This is a genomic window from Alicyclobacillus acidoterrestris, from assembly GCF_022674245.1.
Classification (GTDB): Bacteria; Bacillota; Bacilli; order Alicyclobacillales; family Alicyclobacillaceae; genus Alicyclobacillus; species Alicyclobacillus acidoterrestris.
Map to the genome: position 1 here is coordinate 2,918,835 of NZ_CP080467.1, position 13,478 is coordinate 2,932,312.

The 13,478-nt window shown below is 49.8% G+C and carries 15 protein-coding genes; 2 read left to right on the forward strand and 13 right to left on the reverse strand.

Annotated features, from left to right (window positions below; all coding sequences use genetic code 11):
- Window positions 1-6: 6 nt before the first annotated feature.
- Window positions 7-981, reverse strand: a complete 975-nt coding sequence (locus K1I37_RS14215; RefSeq protein WP_021295011.1) for an FUSC family protein — start codon at window positions 979-981, stop codon at window positions 7-9.
- 655 nt (window positions 982-1,636) lie between these two features.
- Here K1I37_RS14215 and K1I37_RS14220 point away from each other — a divergent pair.
- Together K1I37_RS14220 and K1I37_RS14225 are read left to right on the forward strand one after the other, a co-directional pair.
- The gene (locus K1I37_RS14220) at window positions 1,637-2,059 is read left to right on the forward strand and encodes a MarR family winged helix-turn-helix transcriptional regulator (protein ID WP_021295010.1); all 423 of its coding nucleotides are present in this window, start codon (window positions 1,637-1,639) and stop codon (window positions 2,057-2,059) included.
- 263 nt (window positions 2,060-2,322) lie between these two features.
- Window positions 2,323-2,556, forward strand: coding sequence for a hypothetical protein (locus K1I37_RS14225; RefSeq protein ID WP_021295009.1), 234 nt, complete (start codon window positions 2,323-2,325; stop codon window positions 2,554-2,556).
- A 158-nt stretch (window positions 2,557-2,714) separates the two neighbouring features.
- On the opposite strand, the gene K1I37_RS14230 is transcribed toward K1I37_RS14225, so the two are convergent.
- The 12 genes from K1I37_RS14230 to K1I37_RS14280 all read right to left on the reverse strand — a co-directional run bounded on the left by K1I37_RS14230 (window position 2,715) and on the right by K1I37_RS14280 (window position 13,446).
- Entirely contained in the window at window positions 2,715-3,791 is a 1,077-nt protein-coding gene (locus tag K1I37_RS14230) for a Gfo/Idh/MocA family protein (protein WP_021295008.1), read from the reverse strand.
- Window positions 3,792-3,860: 69 nt separating this feature from the next.
- Window positions 3,861-5,018 (reverse strand): Gfo/Idh/MocA family protein, encoded by a 1,158-nt coding sequence (locus K1I37_RS14235; protein ID WP_021295007.1) that lies wholly within the window; start codon window positions 5,016-5,018, stop codon window positions 3,861-3,863.
- 24 nt (window positions 5,019-5,042) lie between these two features.
- A complete protein-coding gene (locus tag K1I37_RS14240; RefSeq protein WP_021295006.1) occupies window positions 5,043-5,888 on the reverse strand; it encodes a carbohydrate ABC transporter permease in 846 nt (281 codons plus the stop codon).
- Between the two features lie 12 nt (window positions 5,889-5,900).
- Window positions 5,901-6,827: a carbohydrate ABC transporter permease gene (locus K1I37_RS14245; RefSeq protein ID WP_021295005.1), complete on the reverse strand. Its 927-nt coding sequence runs from the start codon at window positions 6,825-6,827 to the stop codon at window positions 5,901-5,903.
- Between the two features lie 69 nt (window positions 6,828-6,896).
- The gene (locus tag K1I37_RS14250) at window positions 6,897-8,204 is read right to left on the reverse strand and encodes an ABC transporter substrate-binding protein (RefSeq protein ID WP_021295004.1); all 1,308 of its coding nucleotides are present in this window, start codon (window positions 8,202-8,204) and stop codon (window positions 6,897-6,899) included.
- 349 nt (window positions 8,205-8,553) lie between these two features.
- The gene (locus K1I37_RS14255) at window positions 8,554-9,345 is read right to left on the reverse strand and encodes a COG4705 family protein (protein ID WP_021295003.1); all 792 of its coding nucleotides are present in this window, start codon (window positions 9,343-9,345) and stop codon (window positions 8,554-8,556) included.
- A gap of 521 nt (window positions 9,346-9,866) precedes the next feature.
- Window positions 9,867-10,448 carry a SecD/SecF family protein translocase subunit gene (locus K1I37_RS14260; protein WP_223204301.1) on the reverse strand — a complete coding sequence of 194 codons (582 nt, stop codon included), beginning with the start codon at window positions 10,446-10,448 and terminating at the stop codon, window positions 9,867-9,869.
- Window positions 10,445-10,774 carry a SecDF P1 head subdomain-containing protein gene (locus K1I37_RS14265; RefSeq protein ID WP_021295000.1) on the reverse strand — a complete coding sequence of 110 codons (330 nt, stop codon included), beginning with the start codon at window positions 10,772-10,774 and terminating at the stop codon, window positions 10,445-10,447. The genes K1I37_RS14260 and K1I37_RS14265 overlap by 4 nt, the downstream gene beginning before the upstream one ends.
- Window positions 10,775-11,157: 383 nt before the next feature.
- Window positions 11,158-11,532 (reverse strand): hypothetical protein, encoded by a 375-nt coding sequence (locus K1I37_RS14270; RefSeq protein WP_021294999.1) that lies wholly within the window; start codon window positions 11,530-11,532, stop codon window positions 11,158-11,160.
- Entirely contained in the window at window positions 11,474-11,716 is a 243-nt protein-coding gene (locus K1I37_RS21950; protein ID WP_081653919.1) for an RNA polymerase sigma factor, read from the reverse strand. The genes K1I37_RS14270 and K1I37_RS21950 overlap by 59 nt, the downstream gene beginning before the upstream one ends.
- A gap of 300 nt (window positions 11,717-12,016) precedes the next feature.
- Window positions 12,017-12,397: a RidA family protein gene (locus tag K1I37_RS14275; RefSeq protein WP_021294998.1), complete on the reverse strand. Its 381-nt coding sequence runs from the start codon at window positions 12,395-12,397 to the stop codon at window positions 12,017-12,019.
- 71 nt (window positions 12,398-12,468) lie between these two features.
- A complete protein-coding gene (locus K1I37_RS14280; RefSeq protein ID WP_021294997.1) occupies window positions 12,469-13,446 on the reverse strand; it encodes a catechol 2,3-dioxygenase in 978 nt (325 codons plus the stop codon).
- Between the last annotated feature and the right edge of the window lie 32 nt (window positions 13,447-13,478).

Consider the following 13,478-nt stretch of genomic DNA (forward strand, 5'->3'; position numbering starts at 1 on the left):
CGCCTGTCACGCATCGTTCGAGCACCTCAATGCCCGTAACAGCCGCTCAAGCTCCTCGTGCAAAGCATCTGATTGAGGCAAGTTCGACGCGAAGTTGGAAGAAGGTGCATGCGCTTTTGCGCCCAGCGTGATAGACAACTGATTCGCAAATCGTCGAAGGCATTCACGCCACTGCGCACGCTGTTCTGGGGACATCGGGCCCGCAAATCTCTCGACAAAGACCACAAAATGCACGCACACCTCGCGAAACAACAAAAACGTCTCGTCGAGACGCTGAACATGCACCTTTTTCGTGTATAGTAGCCAAGGCGCATCTTGTTTCGCGGTGTTAAGCGAGTCGGCAACGTACTGCATCTCATCCAGTAAGGCCATCGTGACTTGGTTCAACTCGCCTTCCCGAAGCTCATCCGTTGGACTATCCGCGACTTTGTGGAGGGCGTCAACGAAATGCTGCCCCAACGCGTCCATCGCCTGTCTGGCTTTATTTAGCGGGCTAGGCGGAAATAGCAGCACGACGAACGCCACGCCGACAACCGCGCCAATCAACGTGTCTTTGGCCCTATCCCAAGCATAGCCAGCAGAGTGCTGTTCAAAGTACATCACAAACAAAACGCTTAGCGCGACCTGATGTGTCAGCATCGCGTTCGCTCGAAAACATTTCATCAGTACGGTGGTCAAAAGCAAGGCGATACCCAGCGCCCAAGCCGTGATCGGAATCCACTTTGCAAACGCGCCAATCAGAAACACGCCGATGACGGTGCCGGCGGATCGATAAACTGCATAACGCACCGACTGTCCAACCGTGGCCTGCAAACAAAGGATGAATGTGAGTGGGGCGAGGTATGGATGGCGCGATCCCGTCACACGAGCAACCTCCCACACCACGACCGAACCGAGTGTCGTTTTCCACACATCCGCAGTCCTTCCGACGTAATTCCACCAACGCTTCGTTTTGGACCGCCCGACATCATGTCGCGCCATTAGAACTCCCTCCAATACACCCCATTCCCTGTGTAATTTCCCCCAGTTGCTTGATCCCATCCGAAGGACATCAGAGGGAGTCCGATGAGCGCGGGACGGGCAAGTCGCGAATATAAGGCAGCATATCTGCTCTATTTCCGCAGTTTTGGTTGATTCGCTAGAATTAAGACATGCAAAATGCCCTATTTACCCAAAAGCTGCCCGATAAAGGCGAAAATCCGAGGATTAGTGCAGATTGGATGTCTTATTGGCTCCAAATGAGGCGCCCATGTCTTAATAAGACAGTACATGCCCGACGTATCACAGCCTTCGGCGGGCCACCGGGATCGACGTCACAGGCAGCGCGCTCGAAACAAATAAGAACAGACGACCGAAGTTGTCTGTTCTGTAGGCACGTTGACGGTGATCACAATGACGAAGTGTTTTCGTTAATGCGCCACATCAACCTCCTGCTTACAGATTACCCTGACACGACGAACGCTATACATCAGTTCATGTGGAACTGTTCCAATTTGCAGGTTGAATGGGTTATACTGTATACCATCACAATGCGGACAAAAGGCGCTAGCGGCCAGCGCCAGAGCGGAAATTTCCCACCTGAATTCTGACTATCATGCAGCCAAGGTTGTTATCCCAATCCATGAGGGGATGTCTTTTGCAAATTAACTTTGACGACTACATCAGTATCCTGATTCATCACACGGATTTAACGCTGACGGGCTTTGTGAAGGAAAAATTGCTGCCTTTTCGACTTGCCCCTGAGCAAAACTTAATCATGATGCTTCTCTGGGACAAGGACGGTTTGCATCAAAACGAAATCGCCGAAAGACTTCAGAAAGATAAAACCAACATCACCCGCATGATTTGCAACCTTGAACGGAAAGGGTTTATTTACAGGGTGATTAGCGAGGACAGACGGGCGCTCCGAGTGTATTTGACGCCGATGGGGAAGGCACTTTGCTGCGAGGTCATGCCGATTATGGAAGAGTTCAATCAACTCGTCTGCCAGGGGATTTCCGCCGAGGAAATGGAACTACTGCGACGGATTTTACACAAAATCTCCAATAACCTGCGTTAAGAAGTCTCGCGTGCGCCAAGCTAGCTCATCGCGCGGTGTCCACAAAGTTTCATCGCTCCATCGCTCATCCGGGCCTCGCCCTGCCTTGGTGTCGATCCGCCCTTGCAAAATCCCGATCCCTCTCACCCCAGCCGATACGAACCCGTCAGCTGTTTCCTCTCCCCCCACCTGCAATGCCCGAAACCCAATCGAGTAAAAGCCCTGCCGTCCAAACACTTTTAGACATACCATGGTAATGCAGAAGTTACCTTGGAGGAATCGCGATGAACCTCGACAAGCTGGTCAAAATGGGCTTTATGGCATTCGAAATGATGCAAGACGAAAAAGTTCAATCGATGATGAAACTGGTCCAAGACTTCAGGCAAAAGAAGCGTCCGCGCGGTCGGAAAAATGGATTATCGCGTCCCGCACACGTCATGGCCATGCGCAATCGATATCAGGCATCACGGCCTCCTATGCGCCAAACGCCCCCAAGACGTGGACTTCCGGGGAGATGACCATGAACCATGTGTGCCAATCCAATTGCCAATGGAGTCGCGGACAAAGGCAAGCCCAATCGGACTTGCCCGCCAAATTGCATATATGCAAGTGCTGAATGGAGACACCCGCTTGTTTGGCACATGCCACAGACGCTATACATGATATAAAAACAGGACTACTGTTCGACGACAACGGCCTGCGCTTGGGCCTGCACGCTCAGCTCGGCGGCTTTGAGGGCATGAGCCTGGGTCATTGCCTTCTCGGTTCGATTCAGGCAATCCAAAATCAATGCGCCAAAGAAGGGGTATCCTACTCTCCCGTGCACAGGGATATGGTGTTCGCCTTCTTGGTTCACGAGATATACATGATCACCCTGTTCATCCCGCCCGACGTCAATGTACTTACGCAATTCGATATACCCTTGTGTGCCAAGAATAAAGGTACGACCATCCCCCCAGGTTCGAAGGCCATCGGGCGTAAACCAATCGACCCGAAAGTAGTTGGTCGCGCCGTTGTCCGCCACGAGTGTGGCATCCCCAAAATCTTCAAACCGGGGATACGCCTTGTGCGCGTAGTTCGCAATTTTACTCGCCACCACGTTTGCGTCCTTTGCACCCGTAAAGTACAAAAATTGTTCAATTTGGTGACTTCCAATATCACAAAGAATCCCGCCATATTGCTCCCTGTCAAAAAACCATGCGGGCCGGCTCGGCGCGTTCATGCGATGTGGCCCAGTCCCCAGCACTTGCACGACGCGGCCGATGGCCCCATCGGCAATCAGCTCTCCGGCAAACACGGCGCTTTCCACATGGAGGCGTTCGCTATAGTACACGTTGTATTTTCGATCCGTTCGCGCAATCGTCTCTTTCACGCGCTGCAGTTGCTCGAGTGTCGTCAAAGGGGCCTTATCGACGAAATAATCCTTACCGTGACTCATGACGCGAATGCCTAAATCGGCGCGCTGAGATGGAATATTGGCGCTTGCCACCAGGTGAACGGTCGGATCTTCGAGCACCTGCGCTTCCGAAGTCGCGACGCGTGCCTCAGGGTATTGCTTCACGAATGGTGCGACTTTGGTGGGGTCGGGATCGTATACCCATTGAATCACCGCCCCAGCCTCGACCAACCCGTTACACATGCCATAAATATGTCCATGGTCTAATCCAACCGCCGCGACGACAAACTCTCCCCGTTGACATACCGGCTGCGGCTTGCCTTGTGGTGCGTAGTTCATCCCGTCCGCCTTCTGCATGATGTCACGACCTCCTCATCGGCCAATCAGCCAACCCAACTATCTCCGTCGCGCCGCGTCTTCGCACGATCACGACCGGTCATTCCCTCGCGTGGTAATTTCGTTGTCCTCAAATCGTTCAACCGAGGCGGTCTTCTGATAAAAACGTGGTACCGAGGCAATCAAACCGTCCTTTCTGTAGAACGCATCGGTATTTGCAATCGGCAGCCTCACGGTCTGCCCGGTGGAGGCAGATTTATAAATGGCGACAATCAACTCGAGGGTCTTACGCCCTTCTTCGCCATCCACCAATAACGTTTCATTCCCCTCGATAGCGGACAACACATTCTCAATCTGACCAGCATGCCCCTCGTGCACCGTCTCCGGGAGGCTGTCGTAATACGACTGAATCTCGGCTTCCGTCTGCTTGTCACGTTCTGGGAAACCGTTTTCTTTCGAGACGGACGCGTACACGTCCCATGGCGTGGCCAGTTTGGCTTTCTCACATTGAAATGCCAACTGCTGCTGTTGCCCGTGATGCACGACCGAACTGGTAATCTGGCCGATGGCGCCGGACTCAAAGCGAAGGAGCGCCATGGAGATATCCTCCACCTCTGCATTGTCGTGTGCGACATTCGACATGACCGCGGACACTTCAGTGGGCAACCCCATCATCCATTGCAGTGCGTCAATATGGTGCACCGCGTGGTTGAGTGTGCAGCCACCACCTTCCTTTTCCCATGTTCCGCGCCACCAGAGATCGTAATAACTATGGCCACGCCACCAGAACGAATCTACCTGCGCATGTAAAACCTCGCCTGCAACTTTTTTTTGCAATAGCTCTTTCAGCCGCATCCAGGATGTCTGAAATCTGTTTTGCGCCACCACCGACAGTACCTTCCCACTTTTCTCTGCAGCCAGAATCATCGCGTCACATTCTTCTAAGGAGGCGGCCATCGGCTTTTCGACCAGCACGTGCTTCCCAGCCATCAAGCAGTCAATGGCAAGTTGCGCATGCGTCGACGGAGGCGTACAAATCGATACGACGTCAATGGACGGATCAGCCAAGATTGACTTGTAATCGTTCGATGCAACAGCGTCCAGTTGATACGCGCGAACGCGTTCCTCGGCTTTGTCTAGGTATATGTCGACAATAGCGGCAATTTTACACGCCTCCGGAAATGCAAGATACCCCTCGATGTGTCTCGTTGAAATGGCGCCCGCCCCAATTATAGCTACCTTTTTCACAATCAAGACCCCTTTCCCGCGTGGTCAGCCCTTCAGTCCTTGCGTCGCGATGCCTTCCACCAAGTACCGCTGGCAGATAATAAATATGACAAGCACTGGAATCACCGAGACAATCGACATCGCGAACAAATCGCCCCATTGCGTCTGTCCCATGTTGGCAAGGAACATGCTTAACCCAATGGATACCGTGCTTAATTGCGGGTTATTCAGATAAATCAACTGCCCAAAGAAATCGTCCCAAGTCCAATAAAACGAGAAAATCGAGATGGTGATTAACGCAGGTTTGGTTAACGGCAAAATAATCGACCGGAATAAGCGAAAGGTACTGCATCCATCCATCACGGCGGCCTCATCGAGATCCCTCGGGATACCGCGTATAAACTGAACCATCAAGTAAATAAAAAACGGCGTGGTTCCGAGAAAGCTCGGCAACATCAACGGAACAAACGTGTTCACTAACCCCACTCTGTGAAACATGATGTACTGCGGAATCATCACCACTTGCGCGGGCAGCATCATCGTGCCAAGCATGAACCCAAAGAGAAACTTTCTGGGTGCGAAGTTGAGCCTCGCAAAGGCGAACCCACTCAACGAAGCACTAAATAATGAGCCTATGACGACCACTGCGGCGATTTCGAACGAATGTAAAAACATTGGTCCAAAGTTCATCCCAGCGGCACCGGTAAAACCGTCCAAGTAGTGTTGAAATGTCCAGGTCGAGGGCAGCAACTGCGTCGTTGAAAAAATTTCGCTGTCCGGTTTCAAAGATGAAAAGAACATCCATAAAATCGGGTAAATCATGAGAAACGTCAGTACAATCAAGACGACATGGCGGATTACGCTCCGTGTAACCGGCCTGGATTTGACCATAAAAGCACCATCCTACACGTCATATTTCACCCAGAATCTAGAGGTTAAGAATAGAAACCCTGTACAGACGGCAATCATGATGAGCAATATAATGGACAGTGCGGCTGCGTACCCCATGTGGTAATACTGAAAAGCCTGTTCGTAGAGATAGAGCACATAGAATAAGGTCGAGTTCATGGGGCCACCATCGGTGAGGACATACACCTGCGTGAAGGTCATAAAGGACGAAATGGTTCCCATCACTAGGTTAAAAAAGATAATCGGAGATAACATCGGCAACGTGATGTGAAAATACTGCCGGACGGCCGAAGCCCCGTCAATCGTCGCCGACTCGTACAAATAGCCAGGAATCTGCTTAAACCCAGCCAAGAAGATCACCATTTCGGATCCGAATTGCCACACACTCAATAACACGATGACGAGAATCGCTGTTCGTGGATTGCCTAGCCATACCGGACCATGCAGACCGACGGCTTTCAAAACCGAATTGATGGGCCCTGCCGCATCAAACAGTTTTTTCCATCCGATTGAAATTCCGATACTCCCGCCAATTAACGATGGTAGATAGATCAACGCGCGGTAGATTCCGATTCCGCGAACCTCTTTATTTAACAACGTGGCGACCAACAAAGATGCAATCAACCGCGCAGGCACCGAGATGACTACATAAATAAAGGTGACTCGAATCGACGTCCAAAAATTTGGATCCTGCAATATCTGATGAAAGTTGAGTGCCCCAATCCACCGTGGTTGACTGAGCAAATCGTAGTTTGTGAACGCCAGATAAATCGTAAACAGCATTGCGCCTAGTGTCATCAAGAGCATGCCTAACATCCACGGCGTCAAAAAACCGTAGGCAGCGAGGCCGCTACGAGATGACCACGATGCACGCCGTTTCGTATGGCGGGACGCAACAACAGCATCTGTTGGTAACCCCATATTTGCTTCCTCCCGCGATGGGCAAAGGAACTGACTATGCCCCAGCACAGCCCATCATCATACTGTGAATCAGCCTTGGGCCAACATGTTCGTAGCCTGGGTATAGAACTGGTCTGCTGCCTGACTTGGGGTGAGTTTTTTGAATGTCACCTGCTGCGCAATTTGTGTCAACAAGTCGCCAATTTGACCTGCAGCCGGCGGATCTAAATAACTGGGACTCGCAACCTTCTCCACTTGCGACATGACGCTATCCTGCTCTTTTAACATCGAGTCTCCAACTTTCGCATCAGCTTTTAAGTTGTCCTGGTTGACGGTTACGCCACGTTCATTCAAAAAGATCTTGGAGACTTGCGGGTCATTTTCCAAGAAGTTCACCAATTTTGCCGCGGCATCCGGGTACTTCGTATGAGAAGATATCGCCCAATACATGGCTGGATGAACGGTATACGGTTTGCCGCTGTCCGCCCAATCCGGGAACAACGCATGTTCAATCGGTTTTCCTAGGTCTTGCTGGTACTCCAACTCCTCCCCGATAAACATGTATTGAAATGCAGTCTCCCCCTTAATAAATGGGCTTTCCTGCGTGTTGCTGTGATCATACGACGCATTGACTTGCGCAGGTGGACAACCGCCTTTGTTTTGCAAGTCGAGCCAGTAGGTAAACCAATCGGTCAACGTTTGCTTTGAAATGGCCAATTTTCCATCCGGCGTGTACATGTGCTCACCGCGGGTTTGCGCGTAATAAGCGAGGGCTGCCCCTTGATCGATCTCGTCGTCCACACCATACACATTCGGCAGTTTCTGATGTATTTCTTCGCACATCTTGGCGAAGTCATCCCATGTGTAATTCTTAGACGGATCAAATTGAATACCCGCCTGCTTGAGGATAGCAGGGTTGTAAATCCAGGTCGTCGCATTGACGCCGGCTGGAATAGCATAGAGCTTTCCGTTCATATCGCCGAGTTGGAGAATGTTTTTGGGAATTGCTGATGTATCAATCGTCTGATTGGACGACAAATCGGCCAGTTGCCCTTTCGTGATATACTCTGCCAATCGTGAAGCATCCATTTGCATGACGTCCGGTTCACTGCCACCTGCGCTCTCCGTGGCCAATTTGGACCAATAACCACTCCACCCGGTGTACTCTAGCGTTACATGAATATTTGGATATTTCTTCTCGAACAGTGCAATCGCTTTCTTTGTTTCCGCAGTCCTTTGTGGACTAGTCCACCAAGAGAAGGTGATATTCTCTTGCCCCGACTCTGAGGAGTTGTTTGCACCTGAGGTATTTCCACTCGTACCGCATCCCGACAGGGTAAGGGTGGTCGCTAACCCCAGTGCAGCAACAGAAGCAACTTTCTTTTTGAATCCATTCATGACGTTCCCCCCGTATCCGAATCTTGATTGCGCAGCACCAAACCCCATCACTCAACCATTGTCGGACAAAATGATTGCGCTTTCATAAAACGCCAAAAACTAACCAACACCTCCTTATACTAGTATACGTAGCTTCACCGTGAGATAGCACAGATGATTCAATTTCTGAGTAAAAATGAGAATCCGATTGGTTCATTCATTGAACAATTTATGGATGTAAAATTCGTGGAACATATTCAATATTGTCCCACCTCACAGGAAAATTTGTATGCCCAGCTCGCGTTGGTTATGCATGTTCGGTTGCCTACCGCCCTGACGATCAGATGCGCGTCAGAGCGGTGGCAACTCGTTATGACGTTGCGGATTGTCTCTCAATATCCCGGCGGCTCACAGTCAAATACCCGACAAACACAGCAATGAGTATCGTCAGCACGACACTGACCACCCCATCGCCGTACCCCAATCCACCGATGCTGTGCGACTTGCCAAACCAATCTGCGAATGAGGCGCCAAGTGGGCGCGTCATGACATAGGCAAACCAGAAAGCCAAAATATCATTCAACCCAAATAGCCAATAACCGATGGCCGGGACGAAAAATAGTACCAGAAACAAAATTCCGGAAGCCAAATACCCTAAATGAAATGTCGTCGCCGTCATATCCCCTATGGCAGTACCCATCGCAAAAGTCGCCAACACGGCTCCCCAGTAAAACACCTCGCGTCGACGAGTGTATATGCTGTGGATAGATAACGTCTTCTCGACGATGTACCAAGTGGTGAACACAAACGTCAAAATGAGTGCAAAAGCAATGGTGGAAACGTAATACGGAACGCCCAACACAATGTGTGTGACATCTGCGACCATCGTACCGAAAATCGCGACCATGACAACCAATAGCCAGTATATCCACGCCACATACTTCCGAACGGCGAATTGTAAAATGAGCGCGACAACGAACCCAATCGCCCCCATGACAACAGCGATATATGCGTTCATGTGACTCACCAAGTAGTCTGATGTCGCTTCTCCCATCGCGGTCGTCAATAATTTAATAATCCAGAAGTACAATGTGATTTCTGGAACCTTGGTTAGAAAACGACGATGCCCACGTCTTCTGGTACCGGATGCGGACTGGTTCATCTACGTGCTGATCCCTCCATTTAGTACAGTTGCCCGCAGTCTACCACAATCTCAGGCATGCGCGATGGCCACCACAATTAAATCACTTGGTATCCACAAAATCTCTATACGGTGACCACTATCCTTTAACATAGGTCCGATATAGTTTACTTTGCATCAAACTCGTCATAGAAATTCCTTGACTTATCGCAACCATTATTTCAGGGATGATATACAGTTGGGAGTGAATGAAAGTGAATCAAGCAGACACGCTGGACGTGATTTGGGCGCGAAAAACGGCTATCCAATTACTGCAACTCAATGGTTCTCACAAAATCTCGTTTGTCTGCCCACTTTGTTCTGGAAACGCGGAAATGTACTTTATCAATCACCAGTATCGATCGTTTTGTAAAAGTGGCTGCTTCTCTTGTATTGATATTCCTGCCCCAAAACGTTAGAGATGCACGTACGACATTGACCGATACCCGTGCAGGATAAAGAAGAGAACCGCCAACATTTAATGACCATCGCAAAGCCTGCTTTCATTTCAACACGCGTTCCTTTTCCGCACCATACGCACCATACCAGCTTGAACTACGAACGATGTTGGCTTGCGTAAAATACATCAGCATCGTACGAGAGAGGAACACGGCGGTCAGCAGTGAGACGATGACGCTAACCATAAGGGCAACAGCAAATCCACGGACGTCTCCCTGCCCGATCCAGAACATCACACCCGCAGCGATGAAGGTCGTCGTGTTCGAGTCAATAATCGTACGAAATGCCCGCTTACATCCAGCAATCACCGCCGACTGCAAACTACGTCCACTGCGCACTTCCTCCATGATACGCTCATACGTGATGATATTGGCATCGACGGCAATGCCCATTCCAAGAACCAGCGCCGCAAGTCCTGACAACGTAAGTGTGATCGGAAACGCTGCGAAGACTAGCAGTGTCACGTACGCATAAGCCACAAGCGCAATGTCGGCAATTAATCCAGCCATGCGGTACATGACAATCATGAAAAGGAAAATGAGTGCAACGGCAACAAGACCGGCAACCATCGTCGCCCGAAGCGAGACGGCACCTAGCTGAGGTCCGATACTCGTAGAGGAAATCAGTTTGAGCGGATACGGAAGCGCGCCTGCGCGGCATTAATCAGTTTTCCATTCAAGAAGGTATAAATGTCTTGCCCCAAGTATTTCTTCGTAATGCTGGCCCATTTCTCTTTGTTCTTAAAGTTGATGTTGACGACGGTTTGTCCAAGTTGATTCTGGCCAACTGAGGCGTTATTCGAGATATCACGACCTGTGACGAGCAACGAGCTAGCAACCGGTTTAGGCTGCCCATTTTTGCTCACTGTGATTTTGCTATAAATGGCCAGTTGGGCCGTTGTGCCAATGACCTTTTCCGCGTTTTGCTGGTCAGAGACACCTGCAAGTTGCACACGAATTTCGTTTCCGTTCTCCAGATTTAATGATAGGGGAAGTGACTCCAAGCGAATTGACGCGCGTTTCGACTGCTTGAAGTGCGGCCTGAATACCTTGTTTCGTGAGCGTTTGTCCCTTTGGCGGCTCAATTTGATAAAGTACGCTGATCCCGCCCTTTAAATCAAGCCATAGAGGAATGGATGCCCATACCTTTGAAACCGTTCCGACTGTCACGCTGAGTATGAGTAGAGAAATTACGAGAAAGACACTGAGTTTTCCGATTTTCACACGTGCTCTCCCCTATAAGCCCGTAAATGGGCATAGCGAACCGTCCCGCAGCTAGAAATACTACAGGCTCGGCAGATTGGTTGAATCATTCATTCGCGCTCTTGTAAAGTGATTAGGTAGGAAGTGCAGAAGAAAAACCTAAATGGTTTCCAGTTCTCAGCTGTACCTTTTGAAACCATGCCGATGCTGCAACAGGAAGTGATGTCTCTGCGACGAATAACGTCGTATAGTCGACCTTAGGTTTCGTATGCTGCGAATACAGTACGCCAATCGCAGTCAGTGCACCGACTACAGCAATCGACAGCGTGACGAGTACTTTTACACGCCTCTTTGAATTCACCTGAACTGGGCTTGGAGTCGATTCAAGATGGGTCAGTATCCGCTCCTTCAAATCTGGAGATATGTCGAGATCCTCCAAAATCGTACATTCAGCTATACAGCGCAAGTCCTTTAAGGCGTCTTTTGTCTGAACATTCTTCAAGTGCATTTCCTTCCCTTCTCTTTTTCATCTGCGTTCTTGCCCGAAATAAACGTACCTTGACTGTCCCTTCTAAAATGCCAAGTATGTTGGATATCTCAGTGATCGATTTGTCCTCAAAATAATGAAGCAAGACAACTTCCTTTAATTTCACCGGTAACTCCTGCACCTGTTTTACGAATGGCCAATTCATCAGCCCGCTTCAGCACTTCTGTCTCCGCTGAAGGGGACATCTGCGTCATGATTGTTTTTTGTATAGAACCGTATAAAGTGCAAAATATCTCGCCCATATGTACGTAATAAGTAATCCAGCGTCTCCTGGTCATTACCCAAACTGCTTCACCCCCTACACCCAATATAGACACCGCAAATCTGATAAGGTTACATTTTATCAAGAAAAAAACATACGCGACAAACAATTCCAGTTATCGAAAACCGACGCTTAGACGCAAAAAAAACCACGGTGCTACCCGTTCGCACCGTGGTTTTTCAATTACAACACAGCCGTCATTTCAATCTGAACTCTCAAACCTTCCCTTAAATCATCAACGGTCGTATGTCGCGTAGGGCGATTATTCTCATCCGGAAACATCTTCAGCCACTCTACATTTACGATTTTTTTGTACTCTCTGTCCGTGACCAAGACCGTTAAATGCGCGATGTCATCGACTGACCCGCCGGCAAGTTCCATAATCTCTCGCATGTAACGAAAGAGATTTGCGACCTCTTCCTCCACCGTTTCCGGCATCTCACCAGTTTCAGGGTCCGATCCGATAATCGCCGACGTATAAACCATATTCCCAATCTTGATTGCAGTCGGAATCGGATTCTGATGATTCGATCCCCTTACATGCAAAACCTCACGCTTTGCCACAACTATCTCTCCTTCGCTTCAATCTCCCTCAACCAAGAAGGTTCATCGGATGATTTGGAACATTCACAGTATCAGACCACAGGGGTCCCATAGGTGTGGAAGCTCTCCACGGTTTTATTCCCCCAGAACTGCCCGCGGGCGCGTTCCTTTTCCGACCAGGAGATGGGTTCCCAATCGGGATCAAGCACCAAATATCCACCTGAGCAAATCTCAATACGATTTCCACCAGGTTCGTAAACATAGACAAAATAGGTTTGATTAATCGCGTGTTTACTTGGAGCAAACTCGATAAACACATGGTGATCAACAAAGATATCCGCCGCCCGCCAAATCCCTTCGTTGGTGTCCACGCTGAAGGCAAGATGGTGAAGTCGACCGCGCGATCCGGTTGCGTCATGCGTGTAAACGATATCATACGACTTATTCGTCGCCCGATACCAGACACCGGGACGATAGCCGTTGTCCAAAACGATTTGCTCTGTCAAGCGCAACCCTAGTTGCTCTTCCATAAACGTGCCATCGGCCACCGTGTTAGAGGAGAGGAAATTGATGTGATCCAGATGTTTCACGGATACCCCTTTCCCGGTGAACTTCTGAGGTTGATTTTTCAAAACGGGTTTTAGGTGCTCTGGTGCTTGATATTTCTCTTGTTCATAGTACAGTTCAAACAAGTGCCCATCGGGCCCATGAAACTGAAACGTCTTGCCGTGACCGAAGTCACCGTCCGTCCAGCCGACTGCCAAACCGCGATCCGCAATAGCTGCTGCACGGCGCTCCAACGCTTCTGGACTCATCGCACGCAATGCGGTATGGCCGACGCCCGCCTGTGCTGATGCAGTCAACTTAATGGAATACTGCTGCCATTCTCCCCAACACCGCAGAAAAACCGAGTCCCCTTCACGTTTCACCTCTTGCATCCCTAGAACTTCCGTGAAGAAATCTAGACTCTTTTCCGGCTTTGGCGTCAACAGTTCCACGTGCCCCAAATGTGCGACATCAAACACCAATTCCTTTGCCACATCATCATCCCCTTGCATCGTAGAAATCATGGACTGGCGACCCCATCATCTGTACGCCACTC